This window comes from Pseudomonas sp. AAC, assembly GCF_000725445.1.
GTDB lineage: Bacteria > Pseudomonadota > Gammaproteobacteria > Pseudomonadales > Pseudomonadaceae > Pseudomonas > Pseudomonas citronellolis.
Window position 1 is genome coordinate 461957 of record NZ_KL647098.1, and the last position, 17487, is coordinate 479443.

The 17487-nt window shown below is 70.4% G+C and carries 11 protein-coding genes; 5 read left to right on the forward strand and 6 right to left on the reverse strand.

Annotated features, from left to right (window positions below; translation table 11 throughout):
- The first annotated feature begins 65 nt into the window (after positions 1-65).
- The 3 genes from FG99_RS19665 to FG99_RS19675 are packed head-to-tail and all read left to right on the forward strand — an operon-like array spanning position 66 to position 2193.
- Positions 66-602 (forward strand): PQQ-dependent catabolism-associated CXXCW motif protein, encoded by a 537-nt coding sequence (locus FG99_RS19665; protein WP_043271961.1) that lies wholly within the window; start codon positions 66-68, stop codon positions 600-602.
- A gap of 55 nt (positions 603-657) precedes the next feature.
- Entirely contained in the window at positions 658-1323 is a 666-nt protein-coding gene (gene agmR / locus FG99_RS19670) for a response regulator AgmR (protein WP_009622977.1), read from the forward strand.
- 9 nt (positions 1324-1332) lie between these two features.
- The gene (locus FG99_RS19675) at positions 1333-2193 is read left to right on the forward strand and encodes a DMT family transporter (protein ID WP_043271962.1); all 861 of its coding nucleotides are present in this window, start codon (positions 1333-1335) and stop codon (positions 2191-2193) included.
- A gap of 529 nt (positions 2194-2722) precedes the next feature.
- On the opposite strand, the gene nahK is transcribed toward FG99_RS19675, so the two are convergent.
- From nahK to FG99_RS19700, 5 genes are all read right to left on the reverse strand, one after another.
- Positions 2723-5350, reverse strand: coding sequence for a hybrid sensor histidine kinase/response regulator NahK/ErcS' (nahK, locus tag FG99_RS19680; RefSeq protein ID WP_081884674.1), 2628 nt, complete (start codon positions 5348-5350; stop codon positions 2723-2725).
- A complete protein-coding gene (nosP, locus tag FG99_RS19685) occupies positions 5283-6443 on the reverse strand; it encodes a nitric oxide-sensing protein NosP (protein WP_043271965.1) in 1161 nt (386 codons plus the stop codon). The genes nahK and nosP overlap by 68 nt, the downstream gene beginning before the upstream one ends.
- Before the next feature lie 471 nt (positions 6444-6914).
- The gene (locus FG99_RS19690) at positions 6915-8111 is read right to left on the reverse strand and encodes a porin (RefSeq protein WP_043271967.1); all 1197 of its coding nucleotides are present in this window, start codon (positions 8109-8111) and stop codon (positions 6915-6917) included.
- Positions 8112-8400: 289 nt separating this feature from the next.
- A complete protein-coding gene (gene pqqF, locus FG99_RS19695; RefSeq protein ID WP_043271969.1) occupies positions 8401-10689 on the reverse strand; it encodes a pyrroloquinoline quinone biosynthesis protein PqqF in 2289 nt (762 codons plus the stop codon).
- A gap of 70 nt (positions 10690-10759) precedes the next feature.
- Positions 10760-10984: a hypothetical protein gene (locus tag FG99_RS19700; protein WP_009622991.1), complete on the reverse strand. Its 225-nt coding sequence runs from the start codon at positions 10982-10984 to the stop codon at positions 10760-10762.
- A gap of 221 nt (positions 10985-11205) precedes the next feature.
- On the opposite strand from FG99_RS19700, the gene FG99_RS19705 reads away from it, so the two are divergent.
- Together FG99_RS19705 and FG99_RS19710 are read left to right on the forward strand one after the other, a co-directional pair.
- The gene (locus FG99_RS19705) at positions 11206-11628 is read left to right on the forward strand and encodes a MerR family transcriptional regulator (protein WP_043272237.1); all 423 of its coding nucleotides are present in this window, start codon (positions 11206-11208) and stop codon (positions 11626-11628) included.
- Positions 11616-12365 (forward strand): SDR family NAD(P)-dependent oxidoreductase, encoded by a 750-nt coding sequence (locus FG99_RS19710; RefSeq protein WP_043271971.1) that lies wholly within the window; start codon positions 11616-11618, stop codon positions 12363-12365. The genes FG99_RS19705 and FG99_RS19710 overlap by 13 nt, the downstream gene beginning before the upstream one ends.
- Here FG99_RS19710 and FG99_RS19715 read toward each other — a convergent pair.
- The gene (locus FG99_RS19715) at positions 12351-17465 is read right to left on the reverse strand and encodes a trifunctional serine/threonine-protein kinase/ATP-binding protein/sensor histidine kinase (protein WP_043271973.1); all 5115 of its coding nucleotides are present in this window, start codon (positions 17463-17465) and stop codon (positions 12351-12353) included. The genes FG99_RS19710 and FG99_RS19715 overlap by 15 nt on opposite strands.
- Between the last annotated feature and the right edge of the window lie 22 nt (positions 17466-17487).

Here is a 17487-nt window from a genome sequence, read left to right on the forward strand (position 1 = left end):
GAATTTCCAAAGCAGCGCCCCTGGCATGTAATGGCGGGCAGAAGAATAAATATCGAGATGCCACCATGCCCCGCCTAGCCCCTGCCCTGCTCTGCGCGCTGCTGGGCCTGCCGCTGGCCCATGCGGACGAAGCGCTGTTCTCCAGCGACGGCTACCGCACCAGCCAGTACCGCAGCCCGACCCCGGCCAGCGCCGACCACGCCACCACCCTGGACACCGCCGCCCTGCAAGCGCTGCTGGCCCGCGAGCCGCGCACGCGCCTGGTGGACGTGTACCGCCGCACCTGGCTCAACGGCCGGTTCGTGGCCAACGAAGCGCACCGCAACCTGCCCGGCAGCCTGTGGCTGGCCAACACCGGCGACGGCGTGCTGAGCGCGCCCTGGCAGGCCTACTTCCGCGAGAACCTGCGGCAGCTGAGCGAGGGCGACCCGACGCGCCCGCTGGTGTTCTACTGCCGCTCGGACTGCTGGGCCAGCTGGAACGCGGTCCGCCGCGCCCATGCGCTGGGCTATTCCAGGCTCTACTGGTACCGTGACGGAGTAGACGCCTGGGAACAGGCCGGCCTGCCCCTGCAGGACGCCCAGCCGCACCCTTTCCCCTGAGCACACCCGGCAACGGCTAGCCGCCGCCCATAACGACAACAACGAGGTGTAGGCCATGTACAAGATCCTGATCGCCGACGATCACCCGCTGTTCCGCGAGGCCATCCACAACGTCATCGCCGACGGCTTCCCCGGCAGCGAGGTGATGGAGACCGCCGACCTCGACAGCGCCCTGGGCCTGACCCAGGAGCACGACGACCTGGACCTGATCCTGCTCGACCTGAACATGCCCGGCATGCACGGCCTGAGCGGCCTGATGAACCTGCGCAACGAGGCGCCGACCATCCCGGTGGTGATCGTCTCGGCCGAGCAGGACAAGCAGGTGGTGCTGCAGGCCATCACCTACGGCGCGGTGGGCTTCATCACCAAGTCCTCGCCGCGGGCGCAGATGACCGAGGCCATCGAGCAGATCCTCAACGGCAACGTCTACCTGCCCTCGGACATCATCCGCACGCAGAAGGCCTCGCCGCGGCGCAACGGCCACGAGGAGCACGGCATCCCGCCGGAGCTGCTGCAGGCGCTGACGCGCAAGCAGCTGCTGGTGCTCGAACGCATGACCAAGGGCGAGTCGAACAAGCAGATCGCCTACAACCTGGAGATCGCCGAGACCACGGTGAAGGCCCACGTCTCGGCGATCCTGCGCAAGCTCAAGGTGCACAACCGGGTGCAGGCCATTCTCAGTGCCGGCGACATCGACTTCGCCGCCTACCTGCGCCGCTAGGGAGCCGCCATGCCCGCCTCGCGCACCCTGCTGCTCACGGCGCTGGCGATGCTCGCCTTCGCCGGCAACTCCCTGCTCTGCCGCCTGGCGCTGAAGGCCACCCAGCTGGACGCGGTGAGCTTCACCGGCATCCGCATCCTCTCCGGCGCGCTGATGCTCGGCCTGCTGCTGCGCCTGCGCGGCCGGGCCGGCGAGGCCAAAGGCAACTGGCGCGCGGCGGCGGCGCTGTTCGTCTACGCCGCGGCCTTCTCCTACGCCTACGTGCAGCTGGACGCCGGCACCGGCGCGCTGCTGCTGTTCGGCGCGGTGCAGGTGACCATGCTGGTGGTCGGCCTGCTGCGCGGCGAACGCCTGGCCGGCCAGGCCCTGCTGGGCTTCGCCCTGGCCCTGGGCGGGCTGCTGGTGCAACTGCTGCCCGGCGCCGGCGCCCCGCCGCTGACGGGCGCGCTGCTGATGCTGCTGTCCGGCGTGGCCTGGGGGCTGTATTCGCTGCTGGGGCGTAATGCGGGCGATCCGCTGGCGGTGACCACGGGCAACTTCGTTCGTGGCATTGCCTTTGCTGCCGTGCTGGCCCTGGTGTTCCATGGCCAGTTGCGGGGGGATGTGCCGGGAGTGGTCTACGCGGTGCTGTCCGGGGCGCTGGCTTCGGGGATTGGCTATGCCATCTGGTACGCGGCGCTGCCGGGGCTGTCGGCGATCCAGGCGGCCTCGGTGCAGCTGAGTGTGCCGGTGCTGGCGGCGTTGTCCGGGGCGTTGCTGCTGGGGGAGCACATCGGTTTGCGGTTGTTGCTGGTGTCCTGCGCGGTGTTGGGGGGGATTGGGTTGATACTGCGGGCCAAGGTGCGTGTGCCGGCTGCTCAGCGGGCTTGAGCACTGGCTGGCTTTTCGTAGGAGCGAGGGGGACGCCTAGTTCTTGCTCGCGAACCTGTTTGCCGGTGACACCTCTGCTAGGCCAACCTCCGTTCCCTCACCCTAACCCTCTCCCAGAGGGAGAGGGGACCGTTCGGCGTGCGCTGACGTTTCGGCGTTAGCCGGTTCGTACCGAGTATCCGGCTGGCACCAGATCCCTTCACCGCACGAACAAGCCCCCCTCTCCCTAACCCTCTCCCTGAAGGGAGAGGGGACCGTTCGGCGTGAAGTGTAATTTCGGCGCTCGCCGGCCACGCCGGTGTTGCCGGATGGCACGAAAACCACCAGCGGCACGGATAGCCCCCTCTCCCTTCAGGGCGGGGCGCGCAGCCGAGGGCTGGGGAGAGGGTTGCGGACCCAAACCCTGCGCCGAAGTCGAACCTTCACCGCCACGACCCCCGCCCTACTCCGCCCCCATCCCCCATGTAGGAGCGCGCCCTGCGCGCGAAAATCGCGGGCAGGGCCCGCTCCTACAGGTACGGCGCCAACCTCAGCCAGCCCTATCCATCAAATGACACAACGCCGTCTTCAGCTTCATCGGCCTCACCGGCTTGTGCATCAGCGTATGCCCCAGCTCCCGCACCTGCTGCTTGAGCTCGTTGCTGTAGTTGGCCGTGATCATCAACGCCGGCAGCGGCGCGCCGCGGCGGGCGTTTATCGAAGCCACGGCGTCCACCCCGTTGCAGCCGTCGTCCAGGTGGTAGTCGGCTATCAGCAGGTCGGCTTCAGCGTGGAAGTTGTCCACCTGGCGCGCCAGGTCTTCTTCCGATAGCGCGGTGACCACCCGGCAGCCCCAGGCTTCCAGCAGGGTGCGCATGCCGGCGCAGATGGCCGCGTCGTTGTCCAGCACCCACACCCGCGAGCCGCGCAGGCGTTCCACCAGATGTTCGGCCTGCTGCGCCGGTTCCGGGCGCGCGCGCACCGCCCCGCGCGCCAGCGGAACCTCGACGGCGAAGCGCGAGCCCTTGCCGGGCACCGAGCCGACCTGGATGCGGTGGCCGAGCATGCGCGCGATCTTCTCGACTATCGCCAGCCCCAGGCCCAGGCCGCGGTCCTGGTGGGAGCGCTGGGTGTCGCCGCGCTTGAACTCCTGGAAAATCTCGCCGAGCTTGTCCGCCGGGATGCCCATGCCGGTGTCCCAGACCTCGATCCACAGGCTCTGCCGGCGCCGTCGGCAGCCCAGCAGCACGCGCCCGGCGGGGGTGTAGCGGATGGCGTTGGAGAGCAGGTTGCGCAGGATGCGGGCGAGCAGTTGCAGGTCGCTGCGCACCTGGGCGTCGCAGGCCACGTAGTCCAGGCGCAGGCCTTCGCTGGCGGCGATCTGGCGGTATTCGGCGGCGAGGTTGCCGAGCAGCTCGCCGACCTCGAAGGGCGCGATGTCCGGCTTGATCACCCCGGCGTCGAGCTTGGAGATGTCCACCAGGGTGCCCAGCAGGTTCTCCACGTCCTCCAGCGAGTGGCTGATGTTGCGCACCAGGCCGTCGCCCTCGCCGCGCTCCTGCAGGGCGCTGGTGAACAGCCGCGCGGCGTTCAGCGGCTGCAGCAGGTCGTGGCTGACCGCGGCGAGGAACTTGGTCTTCGACAGGTTGGCCTGCTCGGCCTCGCGCTTGGCCTCGCGCAGGCGCGCCTGCACCTGGCTGCGCTCGTCGATCTCGCGCTTGAGCTGGTCGTTCAGGCTGGTCAGCTCGGCGGTGCGCTCGCGCACCCGTTGCTCCAGGTTCTGGTAGGCCTGGTGCAGGGCCTCGGCGGTGCGCCGGCGCTCGGTGATGTCGCGGATCAGCACGAACAGCCCGGCGACCTGGCCGTCGGCCTGGCGGTTGGGCACGTAGGAGCGCTGCATGTAGCGCTCCTGCCCGGCCAGGTTGGTCTCGGCGATCTCGAAGGTCACGCTCTCGCCCGACAGCGCCCGCTCGAAGTACGGCTCCAGGCGCCGGCAGTGCTCGGCGCCGTGCACCTCGCGCAGGTTGCGCCCGAGCATCGCGCCGCTGGGCCAGCGGTACCACTGCTCGTAGACCTTGTTGGTGAACTCGTAGACCAGGTCGGCGTTGAGGTAGGCGATCAGCGCCGGCACCTGGTCGGTGATCAGGCGGATCCAGCGCTCGCTCTCGCGCAGCGCCTCGGCGTGGCGGTAGCGCTCGGTGATGTCGGTGAAGGTGTTGACGAAGCCGCCGGTGGGCAGCGCGTGGGTGCGGATTTCCAGCATGCGGCCGTCGAACAGGCGCTGCTCCAGGGCCGCCAGGGGCGCGCCGTCGTCGCCGCGGCTGCGCGGGGTGAGCAGCGGCAGGCCGCTCTCGCCCATGACGTCGGCGAAGGGCCGGTGCGCGCCGATCGGCGCCAGCCCGCAGAGTTCCAGGAAGCGCCGGTTCCACAGCTCCAGCGCGCCCTCGGCGCCGACCATGGCCACGCCCTGGGACAGGTTGTCCACGGCGCGCTGCAGCAGGTGCGACTTCTGCGCCACCGCCTGCTCGCGGCGCGCGGTCTCGCTGAGCTTGATCTCGGTGATGTCGGTGTAGAGCACCACCAGGCCGCCGTCGCGGGTCGGCCGCTCGCTCATGCGCACCCAGCGGTCGTCGCGCAGGCGGTAGAGTGTGTGTTCGTCGTCGTTGCTGCGCTGTTCTTCGACTATCAGCCCGCTGCTCTGCGCCAGGCGGCGCACCTCGGCCAACCGGGTGCCGGCGCCCAGGCGCGCGCGGGTGGGCGCCCAGAGCGCGCGGAAGCGTTCGTTGAACAGTACGATGCGCTGCTGCGGGTCGAACAGCACGAAGGCGTCGGAGATGCTTTCGATAGCATCCAGCAGGTGCTGGTGGGCGGTCTCGGCGCGCAGGCGGGCGTCGCTGAGCAGCTGGTTGCTGGACTTCAGCTCGGCCATGGCCTGGCTCAGGGCGTCGGTGCGCTCGCGCACCTGCTCGGCCAGCACCACCGAATGCTGGAAGGCCCCGTAGGCGCCGTCGCCGCGCGAGGCGCTGGATTCGATGCGCTCGATCAGCGCGGTGTTGATGCGCTGCAGCTTGAGCTTGTCGCGCTCCAGTTCGTCGATGCGCGCCAGCAGCTCAGCCGGCGCCGCCACGGGGACGGCCAATGGCGACGCCGGTGAAGGTCTGGTTGATGTGCATGCCATTGAATTGCTCTCCGTAGGTGTTGAAGCCGATCACCTGCTGGTGGCGGAGAAAAGCGGCGGTGGGTGCGCTGTCGCCCGCCACTTCCAGCTCCAGGCGGCGCAGGAAGCAGTCGCAGCCGATGGTCAGCAGCGGCGGGCCGAGGCGTTCGCGCAGGCGCGCGAACTGCGCCTGCAGGTTGGGCAGCAGCGGCCCGGTGCTCATGGCGGTGAGGACGATGCCGTTCTCCACCGCGCAGTAGAAGGTCAGGCTGAAGTCGTCGTGCACCTGCTGGATGGAGCGCACGTAGTACTGGTCCTTGATGCGCACCGCCAGCGGGTGGCGGGAGAACAGCTCGAAGCTCAGTTCGTGGGGCTCCACGCCGACCAGCCGGGCGTATTCCAGGGCGGCGGGCTCCGCGTTGAGCTCCAGCACCCGGCGGCTGGCGCTGTCGGCGCGGGTCACCACCAGCTTCTCGCCGCGCGGCACCACGTGGTGGGTGGTGAACACCTCGAAGTCGAGCCAGGTGTTGAACAGCAGCACCACCGCCGCGCCGGTGTGGAACTGGCCCTGGTAGTAGACATGGGTGTGGGTGAGGTGGTTGTCGTCGCCGGCCGAGCCGCCGAAATGCGGGATGGCGCCGAGCGCCGCGCTGAGCGCCGCCAGCACCACCTCTTCGCGGCTGGACAGGCCGTCGAGCAGGGTCAGGGCGAAGCTGTGGTCCTTGATCGGCGCCAACTCGCTGCTGCGGCAGTCGGCCACCAGGGCCTCCACCAGTTGCTGCGCGTCGATCAGACTGAAGCGCTCCATCTCGTCGATCAGCGCGCTGGCCACGGCGAAGCTGCGCACGTCGAACCCCACCGCGCTGACGCAGCCGCGGCCGTAGCCCTGGGGGGTGATCTCGCCGGCAGTGGTGCAGCCGACCAGCTCGATGCCGCCGAAGTACTGCTCCAGCGCGGCGGCCAGGGCCGGCAGGTCGTACTCGGCGGAGCAGAAGAACAGCACGAAGCCCAGGTGCGGATGGATCAACTGCCGCGCCAGGTCCTGGGCCACCGCCTCTGCGTCGCGGGCACTGGACATGCCCCTGACTACGCCTTCCCCCTGCCCTTCCTGCATACGCCTGCCTCAACGCCGGTTGACCACGGGGGCATTCTACGAAGGCGCCCGGCGCGGCCCCATGCTACTTGGGTGCTGGCGGGGACCTCCGAAAGGCGTAGCTCCGTGTCATTCGTAGGAGCGCGCCCTGCGCGCGATTCGCGGTATAGCGAACAGCGGAGTCAGGTTCAGTTGCGGAGCGGGGTTGGTGTCCGCAACCCTCTCCCTAACCCTCTCCCTGAAGGGAGAGGGGACCGTTCGGTGTGTGCTGATGTTTCGGCGTTAGCCGGCAAAACCGAAAGTTACCGGCTGAAACCACTCCTCCTCTCGGCACGGACTAGCCCCCTCTCCCTTCAGGGAGAGGGCTGGGGAGAGGGCGCTCTCCAGAGCCTCACCAACCCTCCCGACAGAACACCATCCCCCCACAAAAAAACGGCGGACCGACGCCACCGCCGCCCCGCCCAATTACTGCCAAAGGAGCTCTGAGGATTATTACCAGTTCAATACCGCGCCAACCGCAAAGGTGTCGGTGTCTTCGCTCACCAGCGAGCCCTTGCGGCCGTCGATCTCGTACTGGTTGTACTCGGCCACCAGCTTGAGGTTGTCGTTGATGGTGCGGAAGTAGGCGATGCCGCGGGTGGAGTAGTCCGCCGCGCTGCCCAGGCCGTTGCCGTCGTCCTCGGTCTTGCCGTAGGACAGCGCCAGGCGGTTCTTGCCCCAGGTGTAGGAGCCCTGCAGCAGCATGCCGCGGCTGTCCACCTCGCGCAGCGCGGCTTCGCCGGCGTTGTTGGTGAAGAAGGGGTTGATGCCCTTGGCGGTGAAGCCCGAGCCGGTCAGCGACACGCCGCCGAACTTGGCCTGGATGCCGTAGCCCAGGCCCTTGGAGGTGACGTCGTCGACCTGGTCGTTAGTGTTCTTCGAGGTCTGGTAGGCGCCGTTGACCCAGCTGTAGATCTGCGCGCCGCCCAGGTCGAACTGGTAGCTGATCTCGCTCTCGTAGCGCGGGTTGTCCTGGTAGGCCTTGTCGTCCAGGCCGTCGCTGGCGTCCTTGTCGATCTGGTTGGTGTCGATCGGGTCCATGATGCCCACCGCCACGCGCAGGCCGTCCACCAGGTTGTTGTTGCGGTAGGTGATCTGCGAGGTGGGGAACGGGTACGGGTAGCCGGTGCCGATGTTGCCGAAGGACACGCCCTTGCCGTCCACCAGGCCGAGGGTGTCGCTGGTGTTGCCGAAGCCGGCCAGCAGTTCGTCGAGGAAGATGTTCGAGCGCGAGAACAGGCCGAAGTCCTTTCCGATCAGCACCTCGCCCCAGTCGCCGGCCACGTTGCCGTAGAACTGCCGCACGTCGATGGCGGTGTCGGTGCCGTCCTGCTCGCTGTCGTTGATGGTCACCCAGAACGAGGAACGCCCGGTGAGGGTCAGGCCGTCGATCTTCTTGCCGAAGTTGAAGCCGATGTAGTTGGGCAAAAAGCCCATCTTCACCCGCGACTGGCGGCGGTCGTAGGTGTCGCCCTCGCGGTCCACGTCGCTGTTGACGTAGAAGGCGTTGAAGTAGCCGTCGGTGGAGAAGGTGGTGTCGTCCTTGTCGTACAGCTTGATGTCGGCGACGGCCGGCAGGCAGCCCAGGCTGCCCAGCGAGGCCAGGGCCAGGGGCAGGAAACGGCGAATGGCGGTGTTGTTCTTGTTCATGACGCGCTCCGCAGGGGATGGATGACCGTTCGGGGTCGTGGCGGAGGCGATTATCGAAACGCCCCGCGCGGCGCCATACGCTGCTTTGGGCGCGCTTCGGCGCTGCTTGCGTGGGGCTTGCCGGAGCGCTGCGCAAGGCCATGGCACCAGGCCACCACAAGGCCCGGCGCCTTGGTCGCGGGGGTAGCGGCACCTTGGCAGCGGGCCTTGCGGCGCAGGACCAAAGTCGCAGGCGTACGTACCCGGAGCGGTAGGCCCTGGCAGTAGCGGAAGGAGGTGTAGAAAGAGATCAGGCGCGGTGGGTCAGCAGCCAGCAGCCGCCCTGTTCGTCCAGCAATGCGGCGTGAGCGGCCAGGAGGTCGGCACGGGTGGTGTGGCGGGCGGCCTCGGCCACGCGTTGCGCGTGGCCGGCATCCACACCGGCGAGTTGGTCGCGCCAGGCCGCGTTCTCGTTGGCCGGCTCGTTCGCCAGGCTATGGGCGAGGTCGCGCTGGCGGTCCTCGGGCAGTTCGCCCAGGGAGATGGCGGCGTCTTCCAGGAAGGTGCGCAGGTGGCCGAACAGCGCGTCCGGCTGCGCGTGCGGCGACTGCACGGCGAACAGCAGCCCGCGCCAGCCGGCGACCTGGCGGAAGCCGCAGAACAGTGCGTAACCCAGGTTCAGCTCGACGCGCAGGCGCTGGTAGAAGCCGCCCTCCAGCTCGCGCGCCAGCAGGCGCCAGGCGGCCTCTTGCGGCGCATCCCGCCCTGGCAGCGGGTAGAACAGCAGCAGCGCCGACTCGCCTTCGCCCGCCATGTCGCAGCGATGGCGGCCCGGAACCCGTGCCGGCGGCAACAGCGGCTCCGTCGCCAACCGGCCGGGCACCTGGCTCGCCAGCGGCGGCTCGGCGTTACGCACCAGCATGTCCCAGCGCGCCGAGGACCAGTCCGGCAAAGCCGCACCCTCCCCCGCCAAATGGACCGGCAAGGCATCGAGCAGGCGGCGGATCGGCAGTTCGGCGGCCTTCTGCTGCCGCTCGCGCAACAGCAGGCGCTCCCCCTGGGCCAGCACTGCCGCGGGGGGCTCGGCCAGCAGCGCCAGGGCGCCGTCCAGGCAGCTTTCCAGGCGGTCGGCCGGGCCTTGCAGGCCCAGGGTCCAGTCGGCGCCCTCCTCGTCCAGGCGCAGGCTCACGCCATTGCGCCGCGCCAGCCCGGCCAGCGGGCGCAGGCCGTGGCGCAAGGCGAGGAAGTGGCTATGGGCCGGCGCGCTCGGGAAGCGCCAACGCAAATGGATCGCCCCCGTTGCCGCCGTGCTGGCCGCCGGTGGCGCCGCGAAGCGCCAGGGCTGAGGAGCGAAGGGCACGGGCTCGACCGGGCTGCGCCCCAGGTGCAGGTCGAAGCCAGCCACGCGGGTAGGCTGGCCCGGCGCATCCGCCGCGACCAGCAGGCGGACCAGGCATGATGCGTCCAGCGCCGCCAGCCATTGCGGCGAGACCGGCGCCGACAGGCCCCTGGCACGCCGCTGCAGTTGCTCCAGGGGAGGCAATTGCCATGCTTCGTCCGTCACCAAGGCATCGCCGCCACTCTCGCGCAGCGCCCGCAGCCAATCGAGGAAGGCCGCCTCGACCCGCGCGGCATCCCGCGCCTGCGCCAGTTCGAAGGTCGCCGCCAGCAGCGCCTGCCCCGGCGCGCGGTAGACCACCCGCAAGCTCGCCGCATCGCACAGCCCGCGCTCGCCCAGCCAGGCCAGCAATCCACCCTCCGCCTCGTCGCCCAGCAGGCCGGCCAGGGCATCGAAGGTCTGCTCGGCGGCGGCATCCAGCTCGGCCACGGCGAAGCCCAGCACCAGGCGCGGCGCACCGGGCAGGCGCAGGTGCAGCCTGTCGCCGGCCAGCGGCGCCAAGGCCGGCGGCAGGTTGCGGACCGGCACTGGGCCAGCCAACCAATCCCCGCAGTGCCGGGCGGCCAGGGCCTGCAACTCGTCGAGGGACTGCGGCCCCTGCAACCACAGCTGCACATTGCCGGGCCGGTAGAAGCCGCCATGGAAGTCCCGCAGCGCGCCCTGGAAATCCGCCGCCTCCACCGCCAGGCTGGCGCGCCGGCCGGCCACGAAGCGGCGCAGCGGATGCCCCTCGGCCACCCCGGCGGCCAGGGCCGCGTCGATCAGCGTGCCGGCATCGCTGGCGCGGGCGATGTATTCCGCCTCCAGCACCTCGCGCTCGCCGAGCTGCGCGGCAACTTCCAGCCGCGGCCGGGCCAGCATGTCGAGCAGGCGCGCCAGCCCGCCGTCCAGCTCCGCGGCGGGCACTTCGAAGAAGTAGTCGGTAGTGCGCGCCCGGGTGCTGGCGTTCAGCCGCCCGCCCCGCGCCTGCACCCAGGGCATCAGCCGCTCGCCCGCGGCGAAGCCCGCGCCGCCGAGGAACAGCAGGTGTTCGAGGAAATGCGCGAGCCCGGGGTGCGCCCGCGGCTCGTCATGGCTGCCGGCCGCCACCCGCGCCAGGGCGGCGGCGCGGGTGGCCTGCGGATCGTGCACCAGGGTCAGCCCCAGGCCGTTGGCCAGGACGACCTGGCGGGCCTGCGGGGGCGCGGCGTTGCGGTTCATGGGCAATCCAGTGGTGTTCTGCCGCCACCTTACCCGCACGCCGGAGGAAGGGAATAGTGCTTTGGAGGGGTCAGGGGTCGCTCGCGCTGATGACGCCCGTGCGCACCTGCTCGGCCATGGCGATCAGCCGTTCGGCATCGCCCTGCAGGAACGCCGCCATGCGCACCAGGTGCACCGCCTGGGACGCCGGCAGTTGCTCGGCGGCCCGCCCCAGGTCGGTCGCCAGTCCCTCATGGCGGAAGGCCATGTTCAATAATTCGCGCCGCAGCCGCTGGCTCGCTTCGTTCAGGCCCATGACGCACCCTCGCTGGCAATCGAAAACTCCAGCATAGACGAGCCGGTTTCCGCGCCCCGCCGGCCGTCATACCCAGGTATGCCGGGCCTATACCCAGGTGCATTTCTGGTCGCCGGGCCGCGTTCCTATAATCGCCGTCCGAAGTCACGCGCCGGGCAAGCCCGGGCGCTTGACCTTGACACTAGCGTCAAGCCCCTAGAGTTCCGCCGGTGGAGGTGAACATGCGGATTGGCGAACTGGCACTGCGTACCGGCGCGAGCACCCGCGCGCTTCGTCATTACGAGGCCCGGACGCTGATCGCGTCGTCGCGGCTGGAAAACGGTTATCGCGACTACGCCCCGGCCATGGTGCAGCGCGTGCGCTGGATACGCGAACTGATCGAGTGCGGCTTCAGCACCCGGCAGATCCACGGCCTGTTGCAGCACCTGGAGGAGGAGGAAGACAGCGAAGGCTTCCTCGCCTGCCTGCAGCAGCACCTGGAGAAGCTCCAGGCGCTGGACGCGCTCCAGGCCCGGCTCGCCGATCGCCGCGCGAAGCTGGCGGAGAAGATCGGGCGCTACCTGCCGCTGCCGGCCGATCCTGCATGGCAATCCCCCACGCAAACTCACTCGGCAACGACGTTGGAGGAACCATGGGAAAGCTGAACGACAAGATCGCGCTCGTGACGGGCGGCAACAGCGGCATCGGCCTGGCCACCGCGCAGCGGTTCGCCCGGGAGGGCGCGACGGTGGTCATCACCGGGCGGCGCCGCCAGGTGCTGGACGAGGCCGTCGGGCAGATCGGCGGCAACGCCCTGGGCATCTGCGCCGATGCCGGCCGGCTGGCCGATATCGACGCGCTGTACCAGCGCATCGGCCAGCTGTACGGGCGGCTCGACGTGCTGGTCGCCAATGCCGGCATCATCCGCCCCGCCGCGGGAGAACAGGTGGACGAGGCGCAGTTCGACGAGCAGTTCGACATCAACGTCAAGGGCGTCTTCTACAGCATCCAGAAGGCCCTGCCGCTGCTGCGCGACGGCGGCTCCATCGTGCTGGTGTCGTCCATCGCCCACCTCAAGGCCCTGGACGCCCATGTGGTGTACGCCGCCACCAAGGCCGCCGTCCGCTCCTTCGCGCGCAGCTGGGCGGCGGAACTCAGGCAGCGCAACATCCGCGTCAATTGCCTGAGCCCGGGCCCGGTGCTGACGCCGATCATCGGCAAGATGGGCATCGGCGACGAGCAGTTCGCCGCGTTCGAAAGGCAGGTGGCGGGCCTGATTCCCCTGGGCCGGCTCGGCCGCCCCGAGGAGCTGGCGAACGCCGCGCTGTTCCTCGCCTCGGACGACAGCAGCTTCGTCACCGGCGTCGACCTGTGCGTGGACGGCGGCCTATCGCAGCTCTAGGGCCTCGCCCGGGCAGCCCCGCAGGTCGAAGCGGACCCGCGCGCCGCGCGGCGGGTTGGCCAAGGCCTGCAGCTGCCCGCCATGGGCCTCGATGATCGAACGGCAGATCGACAGGCCCATGCCCAGGCCGCTGGGCTTGGTGGTGTAGAAAGGCGCGAAGACCTGCCCGGCGTCCTGCGCGGCGAAGCCCGGCCCGGTGTCGCTGACGCTCACCCGCACGCCGCCTGCGCCGTCCGGCGCCGTCTCGATGTCCAGCCGGCGCACGCCGTCGTCGACCTCGCCCATGGCCTCGATGGCGTTGATGATCAGGTTGAGCAGCACCTGCTGCAGTTCCACCCGGTCGCCCTCCACCGGCGGCAGGCCGTCGGCCAGTTGCGTGCGCACCGTGGCGCCACCCTTGGCGGCCTGGCCGCGGGTGAACTCGACCATTTCCAGGATCGCCTCGTTGATGTCCAGCGCGGCCTTCTGCGACGGCGCCTTGCGCAGCAGCCCGCGGATGCGCTTGAGCACGTCCGCGGCGCGGTTGGCATCCTTGACGATGCGTTCGAGCCCCTGCCCCACCTCGCCCAGGTCCGGCGGCTGCGCGCCCAGCCAGCGCTGCGCCGCGTAGGCGTTGGTGATGGTGGCGGCGATCGGCTGGTTGACCTCGTGGGCGATGGACGCGGTGAGCTGGCCCATGGTCGCCACGCGGTTGGCGTGGGCCAGTTCGCCCTGCACCTCGCGGTAGCGCCGCTCGCGCTCGGCGAGGTCGCGGTACAGCCGGGCGTTCTCCAGGGAAGCGGCGGCCTGCGAGGCCACCAGCTTGAGCACGGCGGTGCGCGCCGGGCTGAAGGCGCGGGCGGTCAGGTTGTTCTCCAGGTACAGGGCGCCGCTGAGCTGGCCCTGGTTCATCAGCGGCAGGCAGAGGATGGAGCGCGCCTGGCGGTTGCGCACGTAGGGCGAGCTGGCGTATGCCGCCTCGGCCAGGGCGTCGTCCAGCGCCAGGCTCTCGCCGGTGCGCAGCACCTGGTAGAGCAGCGCCTCCGGCAGCAGCGCCTCGCTCAGCGGCTCGTCGCGCAGTTGCAGGCGCGGCGCATCGTCGTCGACCGTCACCTGCGCCACGATGCGCGGCCCGTCGGCGCCCTGGAGCACCAGCACGCCGCGCTCGGCGCCGGCCTGTTCGAGGGCCGTGCGCATGACGCTGTCCACCAGCCGCTCCAGCACGATTTCGCCGGAGGTGGTCTGCAGCACCTTGAGCACGGTGGCCAGGTCCAGCTGTTCCACCGGGGCGGCCATGGTGGCCGTGGGGCCCGGCGCCGGCGCCTGTTCGCCGAGGAAGGGATGCCACGCCTCCAACTGCCGCAGCTTGCCCTCGGCGCCCCAGCGCCGGTAGCAGGCATGCGCGCCCTGCAGGTAGACGCGGGCCACCCTGTCGAGCCCGCGCGCGGCGTAGCAGGCGGCCGCCAGTTCGTTGGCCAGCGCCTCGACCTGGAGGAAGCCGTCGTCCTGGGCGGCGCGGATGGCCTGCTCGTAGTGCAGCTCGGCATCGGCCACGCGGCCCTGCAGGCGGGCGAGTTCGGCTTCCAGCAGCAGGACGTGGCAGCTGAAGTTCGCCGGGCAGAGGTCGGCCCATGCCCGCAGTTCGTCCCGGTGCGCGGCTATCGCATCCAGATGGCTGTCGGCATCGCACAGCGCGGCACGGGCAAGCGCGTCGAAGAAGCAGTATTCGCCCTCCTCGATGAACGCATGGGAAGTCCACAGCAACGGCTGCGCCTGGGCGGACGCCTCCAGCGCCGCGGCGTAATCGCCAGCAAAGTAGCGCGCCTGCAACTTGCGGATCCAGTACCAGCAGCTGTACACCCGCGACGCATCGGCCAGGCGCGCCTCGGTCTCCGCCTCGCGGAAATCGCCCTGGTCGAGGAGGCCGAAGCGCGGCGCCAGGCCGCGCAGGGTGCGGATCAGCGCGAGCTGGTTGTCGAGGAAGTCGATCACCAGGCCGAAGCCGACCTTGCCGGCGTAGGCCAGGCCGCGCTCCGCCTCGGCCTGCAGCTCGGGCAGCGGCTCGCCGCTGAACAGCAGGTTGGACACCAGGCTGTTGCAGGCGAAGGCGCCGAATGGCAGGTCGCCGGTGCGGTTGGCGCTGTCGAACACGCGGCGCAGCTGCTCCTCGCAGGCGCGCACCGGCTGCACCCAGCGCTGGGCGAACAGCGAGAACGACAGGTAGGTGCGCGCCTCGTAGCGTTCCAGGCGGCGGCGTTCGACGAGTTCGCAACCGAGCCGGCCGAACTGGAAGCCGACCTGGTAGTCGCCGAAGCGCCGCCCGGCGACCCGCGGGATGTTGGCGTAGGCCACGCAGGAGGCGTCGCCGTTGCCGTGTTCCAGGCTCAGGTTGATGGCCTTGCAGATGGTCAGGCAGGCCAGGTTGCCGTCGGTGTGCAGGGCCGGCGAGAACAGCGTGGTCAGCGCCTCGATGGTGGCCAGGGCGAGCGGCTCGCGCATCGGCGGCAGGTCGATGAGCGACTCGATGGGCCGCGCGCCGAGCTGCGCGCGGATGCGCTCGTACTCGGCCTGCACCGTGGCGTCGTCCGGGTGGGCCGGCCAGTCGATGCCCACGTGGCGGAGGAAATCCAGGCAGACCGCCACCGCGTCGTCGCGGCGGTCGAGGATCAGGTAGACGTCCACCTGCAGGCAGGCCACCCAGGCGCGATGCACGGTCGTCGCGGCGCGCCCGGAGAGCACCCGCAGGCGCTGCTCGGCCTGGGCCACCTGGCCGGTGGCGAACTCGCATTCGGCGCGGCCGGACTCCAGGGCGAACAGCAGTTCGTGGCGGCCCTGCCAGCTCGCCTCGTCCAGCAGCTCCACGCCGCGGGCGAAATAGGCCAGCGCCGAGGCATAGGCGGTCGAGGCCTTGGCCCGCTGCCCGGCGAGCAGGTTGAACCCGGCCAGGCGCTCGCGCTCGGCCGGCTCGGCGATCAGCGCGGCGCCGCGGTTGAGCTGGCCGACGATCTCGAAGATCGCCTCTTCGCGCGCCTGCGGCGGCGTCTGCTCGGCCAGCAGGCGGCCGATCCGCAGGTGCTCAGCGGCGCGCTCGGCCTGGGGGATCAGCAGGTAGGCCGCCTCGTGGATGCGGTCGTGGGCGAAGGCGTAGGCGCCCTCCCCGCGCTCCACCAGTTCCTGGCGGATGGCGTCCCACAGGGCCCGCTGCAACTGGCTGCGCGATAGCGCCAGCACGCTGCCCAGGGTCGCGGCCTCGGCGCGGTTGCCCAGGCAGGCCAGCTGCTGCAGCACCTCCTGGGTCTGCGCCGGCAGCCGCGCCAGCTTGTCGAGCATCAGGTCGACGACATTGTCGGTGTAGCCCATCGCCTGGATGCGCCCGAGGTCCCAGCGCCACTGCCGCGCCTGCGCCTCGAAGGCCAGCAGGCCCTCCTCGGCCAGGGCCTGGAGGAACTGGATGACGAAGAACGGGTTGCCGGCGGTCTTGTCGTGCACCAGCTGCGCCAGCGGGCGGATGTGCGCCGGCGCGCCGTGCAGGGCCTCGGCGATCAGTTGCTCGACGTGGCCGCGGCCCAGCGGCGCCAGGCGGATCTCGTCGATGCGCACCTGCGCCTTGCCGACCTTGCGCAGCGTGGTGCGCAGGGGGTGGGCCTCGTCCACCTCGTTGCTGCGGTAGGCGCCGAGCAACATCAGGTGGCGCAGGTCGTCGCTGGTCAGCAGGTCTTCCAGCAGGTCGAGGGTGGCCGCATCCAGCCATTGCAGGTCGTCGAGGAACAGCGCCAACGGGTGTTCCGGCCGGGCGAACACGCCGATGAAGCGCTTGAGCACCAGCAGGAAGCGGCGCTGCGCCTGCTGCGGTTCCAGCGCCGGCAGCGGCGGCTGCTCGCCGATGATCAGCTTCAGCTCCGGGATCAGCTCGGTCATCACCCGCGCATTGGCGCCCAGCGCCTGCAGCAGGGCCTGGCGCCAGCGCGCCAGCTCGCGGTCGTTCTTGCCCAGGAGCATGCGCACCAGGCCCTGGAAGGCCTGCACCAGGGTGGAGTACGGGATGTTGCGCTTGTACTGGTCGAACTTGCCGGAGGCGAACAGCCCGCGCGGCGGCACCAGCAGCTTGTGCAGCTCGTTGACCACCGAGGACTTGCCGATGCCGGAGTAGCCGGACACCAGCACCAGCCCCGGCGCGTCGCCCGCGACTATGCGTTCGAAGGCGGCCACCAGGGTGCCGACCTCGCGTTCGCGGCCGTAGAGCTTCTCGGGGATCAGCAGGCGCTCCGGCACGCTGTGCCCGTCCAGCGGGAAGTCGTCGATGCGCCCGTGGCGCTGCCAGCTCGCCAGGCAGCGGCGCAGGTCGTGCTCCAGCCCGGCGGCGCTCTGGTAGCGCTCCTCGGCGGTCTTGGCCAGCAGCTTCATGACCAGCTGCGACAGCGGCGCGGGGATGCTCGCCACCCGCACCGTGGGCGGCACCGCCTGGCGCGCGATGTGGCAGTGAACCCACTCCATGGCCTCGCTGGCGGCGAACGGCAGGTCGCCGGTGAGCATCTGGTAGAGGGTGATGCCCAGGGCGTAGAGGTCGCTGCGCGAGTCGATCGAGCGGTTCATCCGCCCGGTCTGCTCGGGCGCCATGTAGGCCAGGGTGCCGGCGATGGTTTCCGGCGGCTCCGGCGCCTGGCGTTCGCGCGGCAGCCAGGAGGCCAGGCCGAAACCTGTGAGGCGCACGCGGCCGTCGGCGCAATCGACCAGGATGTGCGGCGGCTTCAGGTCCTTGTGCACCAGGCCGCGCTGGTGCAGGTGGCCCAGGGCCGCGCTGATGCCCACGGCCAGCTGCAGGAAGCGGCCGGTCTCCATGGGCGCGCCCAGTTGCGCGGACAGCGGCTCGCCGCCGGGGTCTTCCAGCACCAGCAGGCTGCGCCCGCCCTCGCGCAGCAGCTCCAGCGGGCGCACCGCCCAGGCGCCGTCCAGTTCGTCCTTCAGGCCGAACTCGTGGGCCAGGCGCTCGACGCTGGCGGGCTGCGGCGGCTCGCCGGCCGGGCGCGCGAGCAGCACGCCGAGCCCCTCCTGGCGCGGGTGCCGGCCACGGCTGAACACCCGCTCGCCGTCGTCCCAGAGGACCTGTCGTCTATCGCTCATCCCCGCTCCACGCCGCGCCCGC

What these genes read in the sequence shown, in the direction of transcription:
- FG99_RS19705 (WP_043272237.1), top strand. Translation starts at nt 11,206, where the DNA reads ATGCGGATTGGCGAACTGGCACTGCGTACCGGCGCGAGCACCCGCGCG.
- FG99_RS19700 (WP_009622991.1), bottom strand. Translation starts at nt 10,984, where the DNA reads ATGGGCCTGAACGAAGCGAGCCAGCGGCTGCGGCGCGAATTATTGAAC.
- nosP (WP_043271965.1), bottom strand. Translation starts at nt 6,443, where the DNA reads ATGCAGGAAGGGCAGGGGGAAGGCGTAGTCAGGGGCATGTCCAGTGCC.
- FG99_RS19690 (WP_043271967.1), bottom strand. Translation starts at nt 8,111, where the DNA reads ATGAACAAGAACAACACCGCCATTCGCCGTTTCCTGCCCCTGGCCCTG.
- FG99_RS19710 (WP_043271971.1), top strand. Translation starts at nt 11,616, where the DNA reads ATGGGAAAGCTGAACGACAAGATCGCGCTCGTGACGGGCGGCAACAGC.
- FG99_RS19665 (WP_043271961.1), top strand. Translation starts at nt 66, where the DNA reads ATGCCCCGCCTAGCCCCTGCCCTGCTCTGCGCGCTGCTGGGCCTGCCG.
- agmR (WP_009622977.1), top strand. Translation starts at nt 658, where the DNA reads ATGTACAAGATCCTGATCGCCGACGATCACCCGCTGTTCCGCGAGGCC.
- pqqF (WP_043271969.1), bottom strand. Translation starts at nt 10,689, where the DNA reads ATGAACCGCAACGCCGCGCCCCCGCAGGCCCGCCAGGTCGTCCTGGCC.
- FG99_RS19715 (WP_043271973.1), bottom strand. Translation starts at nt 17,465, where the DNA reads ATGAGCGATAGACGACAGGTCCTCTGGGACGACGGCGAGCGGGTGTTC.
- nahK (WP_081884674.1), bottom strand. Translation starts at nt 5,350, where the DNA reads ATGGCATGCACATCAACCAGACCTTCACCGGCGTCGCCATTGGCCGTC.
- FG99_RS19675 (WP_043271962.1), top strand. Translation starts at nt 1,333, where the DNA reads ATGCCCGCCTCGCGCACCCTGCTGCTCACGGCGCTGGCGATGCTCGCC.